18 protein-coding genes are annotated in these 18,435 nt (G+C 70.7%); 9 read left to right on the top strand and 9 right to left on the bottom strand.

The annotated features are described in order from the left end of the window. The first annotated feature begins 1 nt into the window (after position 1). From bcsD to DI526_RS00585, 3 genes are all read left to right on the top strand, one after another. Complete coding sequence (gene bcsD / locus DI526_RS00595) at positions 2 to 508, top strand: cellulose biosynthesis protein BcsD (RefSeq protein WP_304272772.1); 507 nt, start codon at positions 2 to 4, stop codon at positions 506 to 508. Further along, the gene (locus DI526_RS00590) at positions 498 to 1,550 is read left to right on the top strand and encodes a glycosyl hydrolase family 8 (RefSeq protein WP_304272769.1); all 1,053 of its coding nucleotides are present in this window, start codon (positions 498 to 500) and stop codon (positions 1,548 to 1,550) included. Before bcsD ends, DI526_RS00590 begins: the two co-directional genes overlap by 11 nt. Positions 1,551 to 1,800: 250 nt before the next feature. Further along, on the top strand, positions 1,801 to 2,235 hold the full coding sequence (locus DI526_RS00585; RefSeq protein ID WP_304272767.1) for a hypothetical protein: 435 nt from the start codon (positions 1,801 to 1,803) through the stop codon (positions 2,233 to 2,235). Positions 2,236 to 2,242: 7 nt separating this feature from the next. Here the strand turns inward: DI526_RS00585 and DI526_RS00580 are convergent, their stop codons facing one another. Beyond that, positions 2,243 to 3,199 (bottom strand): NAD(P)/FAD-dependent oxidoreductase, encoded by a 957-nt coding sequence (locus DI526_RS00580; protein WP_304272764.1) that lies wholly within the window; start codon positions 3,197 to 3,199, stop codon positions 2,243 to 2,245. Between the two features lie 181 nt (positions 3,200 to 3,380). Between DI526_RS00580 and DI526_RS00575 the strand changes: the two genes are divergently transcribed. Beyond that, positions 3,381 to 3,629 (top strand): DUF2188 domain-containing protein, encoded by a 249-nt coding sequence (locus DI526_RS00575; RefSeq protein ID WP_304272761.1) that lies wholly within the window; start codon positions 3,381 to 3,383, stop codon positions 3,627 to 3,629. 24 nt (positions 3,630 to 3,653) lie between these two features. Here DI526_RS00575 and DI526_RS00570 read toward each other — a convergent pair whose 3' ends face one another. The 4 genes from DI526_RS00570 to uvrB form a co-directional block, all read right to left on the bottom strand. Next, positions 3,654 to 4,049: a PIN domain nuclease gene (locus DI526_RS00570; RefSeq protein ID WP_304272758.1), complete on the bottom strand. Its 396-nt coding sequence runs from the start codon at positions 4,047 to 4,049 to the stop codon at positions 3,654 to 3,656. Further along, a complete protein-coding gene (locus tag DI526_RS00565; protein ID WP_304272755.1) occupies positions 4,046 to 4,243 on the bottom strand; it encodes a type II toxin-antitoxin system VapB family antitoxin in 198 nt (65 codons plus the stop codon). Before DI526_RS00565 ends, DI526_RS00570 begins: the two co-directional genes overlap by 4 nt. A 119-nt stretch (positions 4,244 to 4,362) precedes the next feature. Continuing rightward, positions 4,363 to 5,112 (bottom strand): hypothetical protein, encoded by a 750-nt coding sequence (locus DI526_RS00560; protein WP_304272754.1) that lies wholly within the window; start codon positions 5,110 to 5,112, stop codon positions 4,363 to 4,365. A gap of 4 nt (positions 5,113 to 5,116) precedes the next feature. Beyond that, a complete protein-coding gene (uvrB, locus tag DI526_RS00555) occupies positions 5,117 to 7,387 on the bottom strand; it encodes an excinuclease ABC subunit UvrB (protein WP_304272752.1) in 2,271 nt (756 codons plus the stop codon). A 141-nt stretch (positions 7,388 to 7,528) separates the two neighbouring features. Between uvrB and DI526_RS00550 the strand changes: the two genes are divergently transcribed. Together DI526_RS00550 and DI526_RS00545 are read left to right on the top strand one after the other, a co-directional pair. Beyond that, positions 7,529 to 10,552 (top strand): DUF3857 domain-containing protein, encoded by a 3,024-nt coding sequence (locus DI526_RS00550; RefSeq protein ID WP_304272749.1) that lies wholly within the window; start codon positions 7,529 to 7,531, stop codon positions 10,550 to 10,552. 133 nt (positions 10,553 to 10,685) lie between these two features. Next, on the top strand, positions 10,686 to 12,791 hold the full coding sequence (locus DI526_RS00545) for an MASE1 domain-containing protein (RefSeq protein WP_304272745.1): 2,106 nt from the start codon (positions 10,686 to 10,688) through the stop codon (positions 12,789 to 12,791). A gap of 9 nt (positions 12,792 to 12,800) precedes the next feature. Here DI526_RS00545 and DI526_RS00540 read toward each other — a convergent pair whose 3' ends face one another. The 3 genes from DI526_RS00540 to DI526_RS00530 form a co-directional block, all read right to left on the bottom strand. Continuing rightward, positions 12,801 to 13,148 carry a cytochrome c gene (locus tag DI526_RS00540; protein WP_304272742.1) on the bottom strand — a complete coding sequence of 116 codons (348 nt, stop codon included), beginning with the start codon at positions 13,146 to 13,148 and terminating at the stop codon, positions 12,801 to 12,803. Continuing rightward, entirely contained in the window at positions 13,145 to 14,179 is a 1,035-nt protein-coding gene (gene adhP / locus DI526_RS00535; protein WP_304272741.1) for an alcohol dehydrogenase AdhP, read from the bottom strand. Before adhP ends, DI526_RS00540 begins: the two co-directional genes overlap by 4 nt. A gap of 77 nt (positions 14,180 to 14,256) precedes the next feature. Beyond that, the gene (locus DI526_RS00530; RefSeq protein WP_304272739.1) at positions 14,257 to 14,679 is read right to left on the bottom strand and encodes a DUF1810 domain-containing protein; all 423 of its coding nucleotides are present in this window, start codon (positions 14,677 to 14,679) and stop codon (positions 14,257 to 14,259) included. Between the two features lie 143 nt (positions 14,680 to 14,822). On the opposite strand from DI526_RS00530, the gene DI526_RS00525 reads away from it, so the two are divergent. From DI526_RS00525 to DI526_RS00515, 3 genes are all read left to right on the top strand, one after another. Continuing rightward, on the top strand, positions 14,823 to 15,152 hold the full coding sequence (locus DI526_RS00525) for a PadR family transcriptional regulator (RefSeq protein WP_304272736.1): 330 nt from the start codon (positions 14,823 to 14,825) through the stop codon (positions 15,150 to 15,152). Next, positions 15,149 to 16,156 (top strand): hypothetical protein, encoded by a 1,008-nt coding sequence (locus DI526_RS00520; RefSeq protein WP_304272732.1) that lies wholly within the window; start codon positions 15,149 to 15,151, stop codon positions 16,154 to 16,156. Before DI526_RS00525 ends, DI526_RS00520 begins: the two co-directional genes overlap by 4 nt. A 407-nt stretch (positions 16,157 to 16,563) precedes the next feature. Further along, the gene (locus DI526_RS00515) at positions 16,564 to 17,667 is read left to right on the top strand and encodes a cell wall hydrolase (RefSeq protein ID WP_304272729.1); all 1,104 of its coding nucleotides are present in this window, start codon (positions 16,564 to 16,566) and stop codon (positions 17,665 to 17,667) included. Here DI526_RS00515 and DI526_RS00510 read toward each other — a convergent pair. Further along, complete coding sequence (locus tag DI526_RS00510; protein ID WP_304272727.1) at positions 17,627 to 18,427, bottom strand: SDR family oxidoreductase; 801 nt, start codon at positions 18,425 to 18,427, stop codon at positions 17,627 to 17,629. The genes DI526_RS00515 and DI526_RS00510 overlap by 41 nt on opposite strands. Positions 18,428 to 18,435: the final 8 nt, after the last annotated feature.

Below are 18,435 nucleotides of genomic sequence, written 5' to 3'. Positions count from 1 at the left end.
GATGTTGAAGAGCCTTTCGTCCCGGACCGCGCCCGAAGCGGTCAAGGTCACCGAGACCTCGGACCTGCGCTACCTTGCCGCCCGCCAGTTCAGCGTCCAGTGGCGCGCCGTCCTGCTGGCCATGGCCGACGAGCTGTTCGAGAACTTCAGCGCCGAGGAGGCCTGGGGCTTCTACCGCCAGATCGGCGTGCGGGTGTCGCAGTCGGTCGTGCTGCCCGCCGTCACCACCCTGGACGAGCTGGAGGCCTCGCTGAACGCGGTCCTGGCCGAGATGGACTGGGGTTATGTCTCGCTGTCCCTGGCCGAGAACGCGATCGCCATCCACCACCGCGCCTATCCGGGCCAGCACCTGGAAGACGCCAGCGGCCACTGGCGGCGCGCCTTCGCCGCCCTGCTGGAAGGGGTCTACACCGTCTGGCTGCAGAGCCAGGGCGGCCGGCCGGAGATGGCCGCCACCCACCGCGAAGGCGCCGGCGACGAGGTCCTGGAATTCTCCTATGGCCTCTAGGCGCGCGGCCCTGCTGGCCGTGGTCGCGGCCCTGAGCTTTCAGGCCGTGACGATCAGCGCCTGCGCCGCGCCCACGCCCGGCAACTGGGCGGACTACAAGACCCGCTTCGTCCTGCCCGACGGGCGTGTGGTCGACACCGGCAACGGCAATGTCAGCCACTCCGAGGGGCAGGGCTTCGCCATGATCATGGCGACCGCCTACGACGATCCGGCCACGTTCAAGACGCTGTGGACCTGGACCGACCGCACGCTGTCGCGGCCCGACACGCGCCTGTTCAAGTGGCGTTACCAGCCAACCGGCGACCTGCACGTCGCCGACCCGAACAACGCCCTCGACGGCGACCTGCTGATCGCCTGGGCGCTGCTGCGCGGCGGTGAGCGGTGGAAGAAGCCCGACTATCTCGAGGCCAGCGCCCAGATCCGCAAGGCCATCCTGGCCAAGCTGCTGGTCAAGCAGGGCGACCGCCTGCTGCTCGCGCCGGGGATCGACGGCTTCGTCACCGCCCAGGGCATGATCTTCAACCCGTCCTACGCGATCATGCCGGCGCTGGACGCCTTCGCCGCGCGCGAGCCCAAGTCGCTCTGGCCGCAGGTCCGCGACCAGGCCCTTCGCGCCCTCCGCGACGCGCGCTTCGGCGCCGCCGACCTGACGGTCGACTGGGTCAAGGTCGACACCGCCGGCGCGATGTGGACGGACCCCGACCGCCCGCCGCGCTTTGGCTTCGACGCCATCCGGGTTCCGCTCTACATGTGCTGGTCGGGCCGCGGCGCCGACGCCTCGCTCGATCCCGTCAAGCGCTGGTGGACCTCGTTCCGCGCGGCGGGCAAGCCGGCCCCGGCCTGGATCGACGTGCGCAGCGGCGAGGTCGCCGAGTTCGCCGCGCCGGTCGGCATGGCCAGCGTCGCCGACCTGACTTTGACCGGCCGCGCTTCCGAGGCCCGGATCCAGAACGAGGACTACTATTCCTCGTCCCTGCTGATCCTCAGCCAGATCGCGGCCAGCGAGCGCCGGGATAAGGCCGCGCCGCCCCCCAAGCGGTGACGCCGAGCGCCGGGACGCCGTCGCGGCCTGGAGATCCGTTCCGGTTGAGCCGGCGCAATAGTGGCGATCCTGGATCGTCCGCCATGACGCCGCCGATGCGGCTGAATACACTTCAGGCTGTGTATCAGGCGGAGCCTCTTCAGGTGACCCGCCTTGGTTTATGGCTCCTGGTCTGAGGGTGTGCTAAGGGCGTTCACAGGGAGCCATGCCGGACTCGTCCGGTGGGCTTAAGGGGGAGCGGAGATTTCCCATGGCCGAAAACATAGCGGAGGGACCGACGACGACGCGGTTCGCCCTCCATCGCTCGGTCTGGCCCTATCTGATCCTGCTCGGCTTCGTGGCCTTCATGGCGTTCGACTATCACCCCAGCGCCAAGTCGGCGCAGGTCGAGACGCCGCTCGCCCTGCCGCGAATCCGGCAGATGGAGCTCAGCGGCGCCCAGTGGACCGTGAAGCGCCACCTGGAAGTCTGGGACAATGTCGCCTTCCGGGGCGACCATATCGAGCACCGCCAGGGGCGGGTCGCGGTCTGCGGCGAGGTGAGGCTCGGCGCGGACGCCGAGTTCCAGCCCTATATCGTGGTCAACGGCCGCGCGGCCCTGGCCCGCGACAAGCAGAGCGACCTGCACGCGGTCTGGGTCGAGCTGTGCTCGGTCGGCGGAAAAGATCCGCAGAGCGCGTCCTGACGGCCAGCTAGACGGCGATCGCAGCGCCTGGCGACGCCGCGCCAAACCGGACGCGCTGCAGACGGTTGTGGATGTCGGTGGCGGCGATGGCGGCCTCGGCGGTCGCCACGGCGATCTGGTTCAGGCCCCGGACGACGTCGCCGGCCGCATAGAGGCCGTCGACCGAGGTCTGCTGATGGCCGCTGACCAGAAGTCGGCCCTCGTCGTCGCGCTCGGCTCCGACCTGGCGGGCCAGGTCCTGCTGGCTGTCGAAGCCCAGCGCCAGATAGAGGCAGTCGAAGCTTTCCGCCGCCTCGCCGGCCCCGCGCACGGCGACCGCGTCGCCCGTCAGCACGATGTCGTCCAGGACGATGGATCGGCGCGAGACGCCGCCCTCGTCGCCGCGTGGCGCGTCCGGCCTCAGGTCCAGCAGGGTCACGGTCGCGGAATAGGTGGTCAGGAACGCCGCCTCCCGCGCGCCGTGATCGCTGTCGCCGAGCACGGCGATGCGCTGGCCGCTGGCCTCGTAGGCGTCGCAGATCGGGCACAGGCGCACCCGGGCGGCGCGGATGGCGTCCTCCACGCCCTCAAGGTCCGGCAGCCGGTCCACCACCCCGGTCGCCAGCAGCAGGAAGCGGGCGCGCACGATCGCCGGCGCGTCGCCGCCCTGGGCCGCGATCCCCAGCACGAAGCCGTCGGCGCCGCGGACTAGGCTCCGCGCCCGCCCGACCCGGAGCTCCGCGCCATAGCGGCCGGCTTGTTCGCGCAGGCGGCCCAGCAGCGCCTCGCCGCCGACGCCGTGCGGGAAGCCGGGGGTGTTGTGGCTCTCGGGGATCCAGCTGGCGCGCGAGGGCCCGCCGTCCAGCACCAGCACCTTGCGGTGGAAGCGCCCCAGATAGGTCGCGGCCGTCAGGCCCGCGGGGCCGGCGCCGACGATGATGGCGTCATAGGTGTCCGAGGCGGGGCTGTCCGTTGCGGGCGTCATCGGCTTGTCCAGGCGAAGAAACGCCCCGGCGGTCTCCGGAGCCGAGCAGCAACGGCCGGCCTCGACCCCGGTTCCCGCCCGCGCCGGACCTCATCGGAGGGGTCTTGGAACCGCCGAAAGGGGCCCTACGTTCTGTCCGCTTCCTCAGAGCAGGTAAGCGTCCATTGGATTGGAGAGAGCCATGCGGAGTATTTTCGTGGTCTCCCCCTTCGATGGGGGATGGTGCGTGAAGGTCGCCTCGACGGGTGAGGTGATGACCTTCGACACCGGCGGCCAGGCCGAGCGCCGGGCCCGCGCCCTGGCGGCGGAGGCCAGCCGCCACCTCAACACCGCCGAAGTCTGGATCCACGACGCCGCCGGCCGCCTGGTCGGGCGGTGGGTGAATGAGCGGTACGAGATCGTCGCGCCGGGCGAGGCGGTGGCGGCGTAGGGGGCGAGGTTGCTGGCGCGGCCCTCACGCCATCCCGGACACCAACCCAAGATGCTCAGCGAACGGCTCGAAGTCCCGGTCGCTGAACAGCAGCGCGTGACCGCCCTCGATGCATCGCGTCGCGATCAGGGTGTCGATGGTCTTGCGCGGCGTCACGCCTCGGGCGCGTAGGGCCTGGTAGTTGCGGGCGGCCTGGAGCGCTACGTCATGGCCGCCGATCTCGATCATCGGGAAGGCGCTCAGCGCCGCCAGGGCTTGGTCAAAGTCCCTCTGGCGCGTGAATCCTTGCAGCACTTCGGTCAGGATCAGGTCGCCGACCGCCAGGGGCTCCGCGCCTAGCAGGTTGTCCAGTCGCTCGACCTGGGGCGTGGATACGCCTCGGAAGAAGTCGATCCAGACGCTGGAGTCGACGAGGATCACGCCTCGTCGGTCCGCATCGCGTCGAGGTCGCCCTCCCAGGCCAGCTTGCCGCGCAACCCGCGGATCGCCGCCTGACGGCGCAGGTCGAGCAGGGTCCTGAGGCCCAGCTCGACAGCTTCGCGCTTGGTCTTGAGGCCCGTGACCCTGAGGGTCTCGGTCATCAGGGCGTCATCGATGACGATGTTGGTGCGCATAGTGTGTATCTTCTCTCGAATGTATACACATAGCATGGCTTGCGGGCCTCGGCCAGCGCCGCTCCCTCCACCGGCGGTCGTCGCGCCGCCTCCCGCAGAGGGGCGCCTGACGCCTCGCCCTATCGCCCCACCACCGCCCTCAACGTCACCCGCTCGGCCGGCGGCAGCGGGCGCCCCACCTGTTCCAGACACCCCGGCTCGACGCTGACAAACCGCGGCACGCCGCTGGCCCGCAGGCGCTGGTCCAGCACCGCCAGGCGCGGGACCAGGTCGGCGATCTTGTCCTCCGGCCGGGCCAGGTTGGCTTCGCGGCCGGTGGGGAAGGCGACGTCGTAGTTGAGGGCGAAGCTGTCGGCCTTGTCGCCTTTCACGCAGGCGGCGGCGATGCTGGTCGCCGCGCCCCAGGACCAGTATTCCCGAGGCTTGCCGTCCTTCAGCCAGCTGACGCCGAACGGCGTGGCGACGGCGACCTCCGCGCGGCCGAAGACCGCGCCCACGCCGACGCCGGCGGCGACCAGGGCCGCCGCCACGCCGACGACGGCCCAGCGCCTGCGCGCGGACAGCAGCGGCGGGACCTGGCGATGGCTCAGGCCGAACGCGCCGGGGATCAGGGCCAGCGGCGGGAAGGCGATCAGGAACAGCGCCCAGAAATAGGCCGACGGCTCCGCCTCGCGCCACAGGACCAGGACGTCCGGGATCGTGGCCACGACCGCCGCGTTCGGCTTGTCCAGAAACGCCTGGACGGCGTTCAGCCCCAGCAGCCCGGCGAGGGTCAGGCCGAAGGCCAGCGCCAGGCCCAGGGCCCGGCGCCCCAGGATCGCCCGGACGCTCTCTTGAGGTCGCTGCGGCCTCGGCGCGTCGCTCGCCAAGGCCCTAGCGCCGCTTCTTGCGGAACTCGGCGGCCTTCTCCTCGCGGATCTCGGCGCGCAGGCGCTTGGGGGCGGCCTTGTCGACCTCGTCGCCTGTGGCGGCCAGGACCTCGTTGGCGAACTCCAGGTCCATCAGCTTCATGCGCTTGATCTCGTCGCGCAGGCGGGCGGCGGTCTCGAACTCGAGGTTGGCGGCTGCCTCGCGCATCTTGGCCTCCAGATCCTTGAGCGCGGCCTTGAAGTTGTCGCCGCTGAACGGGCGGTCGTCGGTCTCGGACATGCCCATCGGCACCAGCACGCGGTCGCCGCGCTCGTAGGGGCTGTTGAGGATGTCCTTGATGTCGCGCTTGACGCTCTCGGGCGTGATGCCGTGCTCGAGATTGTAGGCGTGCTGCTTCTCGCGGCGGCGGGCGGTCTCCGCCATGGCCCGCTCCATGCTGCCGGTGATCCGGTCGGCGTAGAGGATGACCTTGCCGTCGACGTTCCGCGCGGCCCGCCCGATCGTCTGGATCAGCGAGGTTTCCGACCGCAGGAAGCCCTCCTTGTCGGCGTCGAGGATGGCGACGAGGCCGCACTCGGGGATGTCGAGGCCCTCGCGCAGCAGGTTGATGCCGACCAGCACGTCGATGTTGCCCATCCGCAGCTCGCGGATGATCTCGATGCGCTCCAGGGTGTCGACGTCGCTGTGCATGTAGCGGACGCGGATGCCCTGTTCGTTCAGGTACTCGGTCAGGTCCTCGGCCATCTTCTTGGTCAGGACGGTGACCAGGGTGCGGTAGCCCTTGGCGATGGTCTGGCGGATCTCGTCGACCACGTCGTCGACCTGGGAGGCGTTGTCCTTGGAGACCGGGCGCACCTCGACCGGCGGGTCGATCAGGCCCGTGGGGCGGATGACCTGCTCGGCGAAGACGCCGCCGGCCCGCTCCAGCTCCCAGTCGGCTGGGGTGGCGCTGACGTGCACCGACTGCGGCCGCATGGCGTCCCACTCCTCGAACTTGAGGGGGCGGTTATCCAGGGCCGAGGGCAGGCGGAAGCCGTACTCGGCCAGCGTCCATTTGCGGTTTCGGTCGCCCTTGTACATGGCGCCGATTTGCGGAACCGTCTGGTGGCTCTCGTCGGTGAACAGCAGCGCGTTGTCGGGGATGTATTCGAAGAAGGTGGGCGGCGGCTCGCCGGGCTTACGGCCCGACAGGTAACGGCTGTAGTTCTCGATGCCGGCGCACGAGCCGGTGGTCTCGATCATCTCCAGATCGAAGGTGGTGCGCTGTTCGAGGCGCTGGGCCTCCAGCAGCTTGCCGTTGGCGGTCAGCCACTCCAGCCGGTCCTTCAGCTCCTTGCGGATCTCGATGATCGCCTGGCGCAGGGTGGGGCGCGGGGTGACGTGGTGGCTGTTGGCGTAGACTTTGATGGTCTCCAGCTCGGCGGTCTTCTTGCCGGTCAGGGTGTCGAACTCGGCGATCGCCTCGACCTCGTCGCCGAACATCGTGACGCGCCAGGCGCGGTCCTCGTAGTGGGCGGGGAAGATCTCGATGGTGTCGCCGCGGCGGCGGAAGGTGCCGCGCTCGAAGGCCTGATCGTTGCGCTTGTACTGCTGGGCCACGAGGTCGGCGATCAGCTGCTTCTCGTCGACCCGCTGCCCGACCTCCAGGGTGAAGGTCATGGCGGTGTAGGTCTCGACCGAGCCGATGCCGTAGATACAGCTGACCGAGGCCACGACGATGACGTCGTCGCGCTCCAGGATCGCCCGGGTGGCCGAGTGGCGCATCCGGTCGATCTGCTCGTTAATCGAGCTGTCCTTCTCGATATAGGTGTCGGTCCGGGGCACGTAGGCCTCGGGCTGGTAGTAGTCGTAGTAGCTGACGAAGTACTCGACCGCGTTCTCCGGGAAGAACGACTTCATCTCGCTGTAGAGCTGGGCGGCCAGGGTCTTGTTGGGGGCCAGGATCAGGGCCGGGCGCTGGGTGCGCTCGATGACCTGGGCCATGGTGAAGGTCTTGCCCGAGCCGGTCACGCCCAGCAGCACCTGGTCCTGGTCGCCGTTCTGGATGCCCTCCACCAGCTCGGCGATGGCGGTCGGCTGGTCGCCGGCGGGCTGGTAGTCGCTGACCAGCTTGAATTTCTTGCCGCCCTCGGACTTGTCCGGGCGCGCGGGCCGGTGCGGGGTCCACAGCATGGGCATGACGCCGACGGAAACGTCGCCGACGGCGCCCCCGAGGGTGTCCATCACGAAGGGCGTCGAGACGTCCGAAACGCCGGGGTTTGGGCTGCGAGGCATGACCCCAAGGTAGGCGCGGGGACGCGCCACGGCTAGAGGGGCTGCTGACGGGGAATGGCAGCAGCTTGGCGGGAGGCGCGCGCGCCCTTGGGTTGCGGTGCGGCGCCGGAACGCTACTGTAGCGATCAAGAGGGGGCGTACATGCGGTTTGGATATGCTTTGTCGGGCGCGGCCACGATCGCGCTGGTGGCGACGGCCGCGAGCGCGGCGGACCGGGTGGTCTATTACGGCGCCCCGCCGTCCTGGGTGAAGCCGGCCGACCTGCCCCCGCCGCCGGAAGCCGAGCCCGGCGCCGCGTCGTCGCTGGTCCTCTATGACGAGCAGACCCGCTATGACGGCCTTTATGGCGAGACAACCCTGCGGACCGCCTCGAAGGTGATCTCCGAACAGGGGCTCGACGACCTCGGCTCCATCGTCGAGGACTGGGACCCCGAGACCGAGCGGGTCACGGTCAACCGCGTGGCGATCATTCGCGACGGCAAGGTCATCGACGTCCTCAAGAGCGAGAAGTTCGAGGTCCTGCGACGCGAGACCAATCTCGAATCGGCGATGCTGAACGGCCAGCTGACGGCGACGCTGCAGCTGAAGGACCTGCGGGTCGGCGACATCGTCGACGTCCAGGTCAGCCGCCGCTATCGCGATCCCCTCGGCAGCGGCCGCTTCGACTCGACGACGGCCCTGCAGGCGAGCGGGACGGTCGGCCGGATGCGCATCCGGCTGCTGTGGCCCAAGGGCGCGCCGCTGCGCTGGCGCACGACCGAGGGCTTTCCGAAGACGACCGTCACCGAGACGGCCACGGGCAGCGAACTGCTCGTCGACGCCAGCAACCTGAAGCACCGCCGCCTGCCGGTCGGCGCGCCGATGCGCTACGCCCAGGCCGGCACGATCGAATGGACCCAGCTTTCGGACTGGAGCGAGGTCTCGGCCCTGCTCGCCGGCCTGTACGCGACGGCTGGGACGCTGAAGCCCAACTCGCCGCTGCTGGCCGAGGTGGAGCGCATCCGCGCCGCCAGCCCCGATCCGCTGGTTCGCGCCACCCTGGCCCTGAAGCTGGTCGAGACCCAGGTGCGCTATGTCTATATCGGCATGGGCGCGGGGGCCTATGCGCCCGCCGCCGCCGACGAGACCTGGACGCGGCGGTTCGGGGACTGCAAGGCCAAGACCGCCCTGCTGATGGCGCTGCTGAAGGCGCTCGATATTCCGGCCGAGGCCGCCCTGGTCAACAGCGACGGCTGGGGCGATGGCATGGAGCAGCGCCTGCCCAGCCTGGCGCGGTTCGACCATGTCATCGTGCGGGCGACGATCGGCGACGAGGTCTACTGGCTGGACGGCACCCGCCAGGGCGACGAGGCCCTGGCCAACCTCCAGGTCCCCGCCTACGGCTGGGCGCTGCCCGTCCGCGCCAAGGCCGCGACGCTGGAGCGCCTGACGCCCAAGCCGCTGATGCTGGCCCAGGACAGCACCGTGGTGCGGATCGACGCCGCCGCCGGCCTCGAAACGCCGGCCAAGGTGACGGTCGAAGCCATCCTGCGCGGGGACCAGGCCATTTCGTCGGCGCGGACCTTCGCCAGCCAGCCCCGTGACGATGTCTCGCGCGGGCTGCGCCGAGGCTGGGGCAAGATGCTGGGCTGGGTGGATTTCGAGACGGCGGACTGGTCCTACGACGCGCCCAAGGCCGAGCTGACGATGCGCGCGACCGGGTCCGGCAAGCTGAACCTGGTCAACGATCCGCGGCTGGGCCAGCTGTGGCCGCTGCCGATCTCGGAGCTGTTCGCCCCCGGCTACGAGCGCGACTCCGAGCAGGACCAGACCGCGCCCTACGCCATCAACTATCCCTATTTCGACCGGACGGTGGTCTACGCCACCCTGCCCAAGACCGATCGCTATCGGCTCAGCGGCATGTTCGTGAAGCAGACGCTCGGCGGCTACGACGTGACGCGCGCCGCCTACCTCCGCGACAATCAGGTGCTGTTGATGCGCAGCTCCCGCGCGGTGGGGCCCGAGATCACCGCCGAGGACGCCAAGGCCAGCCAGGAGAAGGCGCGGCGGGGTTTCCAGGCGTTCGGCGGCTATGTCGTCGAGATCGTCAACGACAAGACCCCGGGCGCCGATCCGGTGGGCGAGGGCTTCCAGGCCCTGGGGGAGCGCCGCTACGACGCCGCCGAGGCGGCCTTCCGCACGGCGCTGAAGTCGCCGGACTTCGAGCGCGGCGCCTATGCCGGCCTGGTCCAGACGGCGATGGCGCGGAAGGCCTACCCCCAGGCGCTGAAGCTGCTCGACCAGGCCGAGGCGCGGCTGCCCGGCGCCTCGACGGCGTGGCTGGGCATGCGGGTGGACGTGCTGTGGGCGTCGGATCGGCGCGAGGAGGCCGAGGCCGTCGCCGTGGCCGCGGCGGCCAAGTCGCCAAAGGATCCCGAAGTCCTGCTCGTCCTGGCCAGGACCCAGCTCGCTCGCGAAAAGTACGACGCCGCCCTGGCGACCGCGCGCCAGGCGCAGGCTCTGGATCCCAAAAGCGCCGACGCCGTGCTGGCGGAGGGGCGGGCTCTGTTCGGGCGGAAGGATCCGGCTGGCGCCCTGAAGCGCGGTCTGGCGGCCCAGGCCCTGGAGCCGAACAATGTCGAGGTGCTGTCGACCGTCGCGGCGATGCAGCTTCGGCTAAAGCAACCCGAGGCCGCGCTCGTCCTGACGACCGAGGCCATCCGCATCGACCCGCTGAGCGCCGGCCTGCAGGCCTCGCGCGCCGATGTGCTGGACCAGATGGGGCGCACGGACGAGGCCTTGGCGATGTTCGACGCGGCCCTGAGCCAGGATCCGAAGAACGTGACCCTGCTGAACGGCCGCTGCTGGCTGCGGGCGACGCGCAACCGCGAGCTCGACAAGGCGCGGGCCGACTGCGACCAGGCGCTGGCGCTGCGGCCGGACCTGGCTGCGGCGCTGGACAGCCGGGCCCTGGTCAACTTCCGGGCCGCCCGGTTCGACGCCGCGCTTCGCGATTACGACCAGGCCCTGAAGCTGGCGCCCAAGCAAGGCGCGTCGTTGTTCGGGCGCGGCCTGACCCGCTTGAGCCTCGGCGATCGGGCGGGCGCCGAGGCCGATCTGGTGGCGGCGCGCGGCCTGGACGCCGAGGTCGAGACCCGCTTCGCCGAATGGGGGCTCAAGCCCTGAGGCGGGTCGGTCGGCGAAAACGCGCCCGGCCGCGCGACGTGGCTGGCGGTCGCGGGGCGTTCGGCCATAAGCTGCCCTCCGTGACGGAAAGGGTTGCGGCGTTGCCGATGAGCACGGGCCAGGAGCGAAACGCGTGACGGCGGTCCTGCGCGGGCTTGAACGCGCGAACCTGACGCCCCGCACCGTTCGGGAGTGGCTGCTGGTCGCCAGCCTGGGCCTGATCTACTGCGTGGCCGCGGTGCTCAGCCTGCGCTGGGCCGTGGTGCCGGGGGCCGGGACGGCGTTCTGGCCCGCCGCCGGGATCGCCCTGGCGGCGGTCGCCTACTACGGCCCGCGGGTCTGGCTGGGCGCGCTGGTCGGGCGCCTGCTGACCTTCTGGGTCATGGGGGCGCCGCAGCCGCTGTGGGCGCAGCTGGTGATCGCCCTGGCCACCGCGCTCGGCGCGCTGGTTCCCGTCCTGATCCTGAACCGCCTGAAGACCAACGCCCGGCTGGACAGCCTGCCCAGCGCCCTCTGGCTGGTCACCGGGGCCGGGGCCGGCGGCGCCACCATCTCGGCGGGAACCGGGGCGCTGATGCTGTTCCTGGGCGGCTCGCCCGCCGACAAGATCGACCAGGCGTTCATCAACTGGTGGTTCGGCTTTCTCACCGGCGTCCTGACCTTCGCCCCGCCGTTCCTCACCTGGCGCGGGCCCCTGGAGCGCTGGACGTCCTCTCGCATCGCCCACCTGACCCTGATCTGCATCGCCACCAGCGCCCTGGCCTATCTGATCTTCCTGCACGGCGAGGGCGCCTACGCCCGCGCCTGGTTCGTCTTTCCGTTGCTGGTCTGGGCGGGCCTGGCCTTCGACGCCCGCGGCGCGGCCCTGGCGTCGGTGCTGGTCAGCCTGTGCGCCTTCCTCGGCACGCTGCAGGGGCGCGGGCCCTTCCACGACGCCGGGCCCTCGGCCGCCATCCTGCTGACCCAGCAGTTCGTCGCGGTGATGGCCTCGACCACCCTGATCCTGGCGGCGGTCGCCAGCGAGCGGCGCGGCCGCGAGGCCCTGGAGCGCAGCGAGGGCCGCTACAAGGCCGAGAGCGCGGCCCTGGCCGTGCTGAACGAGACCGGCGCCGTCATCGCCGCGGAGCTTGATCTGGAGCGCGCCGTCCAGGTGGTGATCGACGCCGGCGCGGCCCTGACCCGCGCCCGCTACGCCGCCTTCTTCTACAAGGCCCCGGACGCCGACGGCCGGGCGATCATGCTCTACGCCCTGTCGGGAGCGCCCCGGTCGGCTTTCGAGAAGTTCGGCCATCCGCGGGCGACGGAGGTGTTCGCCCCTACCTTCGACGGCGCCGGCACGGTGCGCTCGGGCGACATCACCCAGGACCCCCGCTACGGCCACAACGCCCCGCACTTCGGCATGCCGGAGGGGCATCTGCCGGTGCGCAGCTACCTGGCCGTGCCGGTCCGCTCGCGCTCGGGCGAGATCATCGGCGGTCTGTTCTTCGGCCATTCCGATCCCGACGTGTTCGACGAGCGGGCCCAGTGGCTGGCCGAGGGCGTGGCCTCGCACGCGGCGATCGCCATCGACAACGCCCGCCTCTACCAGTCGGCCCAGACCGAGCTGGCCCAGCGCCGACGCGCCGAGGAGCTGCAGCGGCTGCTGATCAACGAGCTAAACCACCGGGTCAAGAACACCCTGGCCACCGTCCAGTCGCTGGCGGCCCAGACCCTGCGCTCCTCCGACGACCTGGCGACGGCGCGGGAGGCCTTCGACCGGCGGCTGATGGCCCTGTCGGCGACGCACAACCTTCTGACCCAGTCCAGCTGGACCAGCGCCGAGCTGGGTGACCTGGTGCGGCAGGCGGCCGAGCCGTTCGTCGCCGATCGCTTCATCGCCAGCGGCCCCGCCGTCAGCCTCTCGCCGGCGCGATCCCTGGCGCTGTCCATGGCGTTCCACGAGCTGAGCACCAACGCCCTGAAGTATGGCGCCCTCAGCGTCGCGGGCGGCGTGGTGCGCCTGACCTGGCGCGTGGCGGCCGGCCAGCTGGAACTGGTCTGGCTGGAGGAGGGCGGGCCGCCGGTCGTCGCCCCGACGCGCAAGGGCTTTGGCACCCGCCTGATCTCCCAGGCCCTGGCCCGCGAGCTGCGGGGCAAGGTGACCCTGGCGCACGATCCCGCCGGCGTGCGCTGCGAGATCAGCTTCCCGCTGGACGCCGAGGACGCGCCGGGCCCGGCGCGTGAGATGCCGGAGGTTTAGGGCGCCGCCCTACCGCTTCGGCTCCAGGCTCTTCAGATAGGCCTTCAGGTCCGCGCGCTGGTCATCGTCGAGCCTGGCCATCGGCATGCGCGGATGGGTGCGGGGCGAGCCTTCCTCCGGCGGCTGCGGCGGGGCCAGCATGCCTTCGTCGAGCAGGGCGTCGAGGCCGCCCTGGCGATAGCGCGCGTGCAGCCGCGCGAACGGCGGCGCGTCGGGCAGGGGGCTCCTGCTCCCCCGCACCGCGTGGCACCCGCCGCAGGCGCGCTGGGCGATCCGCTCGCCGTTCTCGGCCGAGGCCTGGCCGACGGCGGGCGAGGCCGCCAGCGTCAGGCCGATCGCCAGCAGGGCGATCTTCACGGGGCGGCCTCGAAGTCCAGCACCACGCGCCCCTCGATCCCGCCCTTCTCCAGGCGATCGAAGATGGCGTTGATCGCGCCCAGGCCCTCGGTCGAGACCGTGGCCTTGACCCGGCCGTCGGCGGCGAAGGCCAGGGCTTCCTGCAGGTCCAGCCGCGTGCCGACGATCGAGCCGCGCACGGTGATCCCGCGCAGCACGGTGTCGAAGATCGACAGCGGGAAGTCGCCGGGCGGCAGGCCGTTCAGCGACACCGTCCCGCCGCGCCGGACCATGCCGAGCGCCTGGCTGAAGGCGGTCCGCGAGACGGCCGTGACCAGCACGCCCTGCACGCCGCCGACCTTGGCCTGGAAGACGGCGGCCGGGTCCTCGCGGCTGGCGTCCACCGTCAGCTCGGCGCCCAGCGCGCGGGCCAGGGCCAGCTTGTCCTCGGCGACGTCGACGGCGGCGACCTTGAAGCCCATGGCCTTGGCGTACTGCACGGCCAGGTGCCCGAGGCCCCCGACGCCGGAGATCGCCACCCAGTCGCCCGGCTTGGCGTCCAGCACCTTCAGGCCCTTATAGACCGTGACCCCGGCGCACAGGATCGGCGCGGCCTCGACATAGGACAGGTTGGCCGGGATCAGCCCGACATAATCCGCGTCGGCCAGCACGTATTCGGCGAAGCCCCCGTCGACCGAATAGCCGGTATTCTGCTGCTTCTCGCAGAGCGTCTCCCAGCCGGCCAGGCAGTGGACGCAGCGGCCGCAGGCGGTGTGCAGCCAGGGCACGCCCACCCGGTCGCCGATCTTCAGGTGCTCGACGTCCTCGCCCAGCTCGACGACGGCGCCGACCCCTTCGTGGCCGGGAACGAACGGCAGGGACGGCTTGATCGGCCAGTCGCCGTGGGCGGCGTGCAGGTCGGTGTGGCAGACGCCGCAGGCGGCGATCTTCACCAGCACCTGGCCGCGTCCGGGCTTGGGCCGGGGGCGATCCTCGATCACCAGCGGCTGGCCAAAGGCGCGCACCACGGCGGCCTTCATCATCGTGTCCATGGCGTTCTCCCCGGAGGCTCGGCTCTCGGGCCGCGATACTACGCCGGCCGCGGCGTGTTCGAAGTCGGGACGGCTACCTACGGTTCGGCCGCAAGTCGTTCCAGCGTCCGGGGATCGGGGACCTCGCCGAAGTACTTGGCCAGCGCCTGGCCGAACGCCGGCTCGTCCGGCGCGGCGGCCTGGAACAGGGTCAGGCTGGAGCGCAGCTTCAGGTCGTCGGGCGAGCCGAACACGGCGTGGGCGTCGGCGCCGGGCAGGGCGTTGATGGCCGCCACGACCTCCATCAGGCGGGGGCCGAGCACCGGGTGGGCGAGGTAGGCGCGCGCCTCGGCCAGGTCGGCGATCGCGTAGACGCGAGCCGTCGGGCTCGCGCCCAGGCCCTGGATCTGCGGGAAGATGAACCACATCCAGTGGCTCTGTTTTCGTCCGCGCCGGAGTTCGCGAAGGGCGGTCTCGTGGGTCTCGGCCTGGGCCTCGACGAAGCGGGTAAGGTCGGCCATGGGCGTCTCCCGACAAGGTGTCGTCTGGAGAATACGCGCCGCCGCCGAGCGATCCACGTTACGCCATTGACTCCTTCTCATACTGTGTGACATACAGTGTATGTCACACACCATGTGATGCACACTATGTGGCGCACACGTTCATGCCGACCGATACGGACATCTTTGAATCGCTCCGCCAGGAGCTGCGGCGGGGGACGCTGATCCTCGCCGTCCTCGCCCAGCTGCGGGAGGAGCGCTACGGCTACAGCCTGCGCCAGGCCCTCTCGTCGGTGGGCGTCGAGATCGACGAAGGCGCGCTCTATCCCATGCTTCGCCGGCTGGAGGCCCAGGGGCTGCTGGCCAGCGAATGGCGCGAGGAAGACAAGCGCAAGAAGCGTTTCTACCAGCTGTCGGACGAGGGCCGGGCCGTGCTGGCCCGCCTCGCCGACGAGTGGCGCGCGATCAACGCCGCCTTGGAGCCGCTGCTGTGAGCGCGGCCACCCTCACCGAAGGACCCTATGACATGAGCGATCTGGTGGATCGTTACCTGGGCGCCGTCTCCGCCCTGCTGCCCAAGGCCTCCCGCGACGACATCGTCGCCGAGCTGCGCGACCTGATCCTGAACCGCGTCGAGGACCTGGAGGTCCAGCGCGGCCGCCCCCTCGACCGGCGCGAGCTGGAGGACCTGCTTCGCGAGATCGGCCACCCGATCGCGGTGGCGGGCCGCTATGGCCCGGGGCGAGGCCTGGTGGGGCCGGAAATCTATCCGTTCTGGCTGTTCGGGGTGAAGGCCCTGCTGGCCGTCGCCGCCTTCGCCGCCGCGATCCCGACGATCCTGGCGGTGATGGTCGACCATGGCGACGTGCGGCTGGTGTTGCGCGCCGTCACCGACTTCATTCCGACCGCCCTTTGCCTGATCGGCGCGGCCACCCTTGTCGCGGCGGCGGTCGAGCGCGGCTGGATCAAGCTGGGCGACCTCAGCCGCTGGAAGGTCAGCGAGCTGCCGCGCGCCCCCAAGAGCCAGGACTGGTTCGCCAAGAGCCGCTTTGACGGTCTGTTCGAGCTGGCCGCCACCGGCCTGTTCATCGCCTGGTGGACCGGAATGGTCGCGTTTCCGATCGGGTCGGTGATCCACGCCGGCCAGGGCGACATGACGCTGGCGGTCACGCCGCTGCTGCGAGAGCTCTATTGGCCGGTCCTGGCCCTGGCGATCCTGCAGGGGGTCTCGTCGCTGTTCCTGGTGCTTCGCCCGGGCTGGACCGCGGCGCGGGACCTCGCCGAGATCGCCGGGGCGGTCGGCGGCGTGGCCCTGGTCTGGGTGCTGTGGCCTCACCAGCCGCTGATCACGGTGATCGCGCCGGACGCCACCGCGGCGGGCCTCGCCAACGTGCAGCGCGTGCTGGACATGACCTTGAAGATCACCCTGTGGGTCGCCGCAGCGATCAATCTGGTCAAGGTCGCGGCGCACGGCTGGCGCCTCGCGCGGGGACGCTGAAGTTCCCTTGCGGAAGGCTTTGCTTAAGCTTCCGCATTAACCCTTTGCGTCCCCCGCGACGCGCCGGAAGACGCCGCCTCGTCATCGCCACCATAGGTGGAAATCAGGCGGCGCGGGGGTTTTCGGGGCGAAAAAAATCGCCGATCGCTCCGCTTCAGCTTTTTACGCGGATTCAAGGCATTAAGGATTGGAGCCTGCGGCGCGTGCGCGCAAGGCGGCCCGCGAAGGGCTCCGAGCGCTTGCGAGATGGTCACCGATACGTCATAAGCCGCTAACAGCGGGATCTTGGCCACGTCGTGATACGGCCAATCCCCCGCTTCGAAGGCCTCCCCGACAGTGCTTTTCCGGGGATCTCGAAGCGGTTTTTGTCGGGGGGCCGGAGGCCCTCGCCGCGCAGGACACGAGTTTTGTATATCAAGTCGCAGACGCGCGCGGACGCGCGCGGGCTGGTCGGCGCCGTATTGGTCGGATCCATCACGGGTCTGGCCCTGGGCGGCGTTTACCTTATGGGTGGCCTGGCTCAATCGGCCTCGACCCACGCCCGCGTCGCCCGCTTGGCCGATGGCGCCTCCGGAAGCTTTTCGGACGCGGCCATGGTCAGCGCGGCTACGCGTATGGACCCCGGCGCTCTCGCCGTGGCCAAGCGTCATGATCCTTTCCTTTTCGCCGCCGTCGATCAGCGCGATCGCCAGTCGGCCCAACTGGCCGCCCGCCTTGAAGGCGCCGGCGCCAGCCTGATGCCCGGCCAGAGCGGCCGCACCGGCCCCCTGATGCTGCGGGCCAGCTTCGGCGCCGCCGGTCCGTTCCAGTTGGGCAACGCCCTGGAAAGCTCCCGCGAGCTCGAGTGCCTGGCCGACGCCATCTACTACGAAGCGCGCGGCGAGACCCCCAGCGGCCAGGCGGCCGTGGCCCAGGTGGTGATGAACCGCGTGCGCCACCCGGCCTTCCCGAAGTCGATCTGCGGCGTGGTGTTCCAGGGCGCCTATAACCGCACCGGCTGCCAGTTCAGCTTCGCCTGCGACGGCTCCATGCGCCACGCGCGTGACACTGGGGCCTGGAACCGGGCCCGGAAGATCGCCGCCCGCGCGCTGTCGGGCGCGATCACCAACCAGGTCGGCTCAGCCACGCACTTCCACACCACCAATGTCTCGCCGGGCTGGGGCCCGCGCCTGCTGCGGGTGGCCCAGGTGGGGATGCACATCTTCTACCGCTTCGGCCGACACAGCGCCGCGTCCTCGCACCTGCCGACGGTCGACGACATCGCGCCGTCCGACATCGCCAGCCTGACCGCCGACGGCAAGCCGCCGGTGATCTACGCCGCCAGCGCCGTGGCCCGGGTCGAGCCGGCCTCGGCCCAGGGGCAGGGCGGTCCGCTGGGAACCGTGCCCGAGCCGGCCTCGGCGCCGGCCGCCGACAAGGCGGTCGCCAAGCCGATCCCGATCTCGTCCGAGCGCGCGCCGCTGGACGGCCTCAAGTCGACAGTAGGGGCCGCGAGCGGAGCTGCTTCCTGACCGCGCCGGGCATGTGGCTGGTCGCGAAGCGCATCTGCCGGGCCCGCTTGCCGACGAAGTAGTGCAGGGCCTTGCCCCGCGCGGCCTCCCAGACCACCTGGGCGGCGTCCTCGACGGGATAGACCTCAAGGCCGCCCGCGCGCAGAGCGTCGCTCATGTGCTCGTTCGTGCCTGAGGCGCCGGCGTTCAGGATCGGCGTCTCGACGAACCAGGGCATGACGCAGGCGACGCTGACGCCGTGGCGGGCGTACTCGACGTCCAGCGCCTCCGATAGGCCCCGCACCGCGAACTTGGTGGCGGAATAGACCGCGAGCTTCGGCGAGCCGTAGAGCCCCGCGCACGAGGCGACGTTGATCAGCCGGCCGCCCGCGGCCTTCAGCAAGGGCAGCCCGGCCCGCGCGCCGTTGATCACGCCCTTGATGTTGACGTCGACCTGGATGTCGCAGTCGGCGTCGGACATGTCCTCCAGCACGCCGAACCGCGCGACCCCGGCGTTGTTCAGCAGCACGTCGGCCTTGCCGCCGGTCTCGCGCCCGAAGTCGCCCAGGGCGTTTTCCCAGCCTTCGCGGTCGCGCACGTCCAGCGGATGGATCGAGCCGTTGGCCGGACCGATCCTGGCCAGCGCGGCCTTGAGGCCGGCCTGGTCGATGTCCGCCAGCCCCACGAACCAGCCCTCGGCCGCGAAGCGCTGGGCGCAGGCCAGGCCGATGCCGCTGGCCCCGCCGGTGATGAAGATGCTGTTGCGACCGCTGGCGGTCATGGCGACGT

Source organism: Caulobacter segnis, assembly GCF_003243465.1.
Lineage (GTDB): Bacteria > Pseudomonadota > Alphaproteobacteria > Caulobacterales > Caulobacteraceae > Caulobacter > Caulobacter segnis_A.
This window is presented reverse-complemented; position numbering and strand designations above follow the sequence as displayed.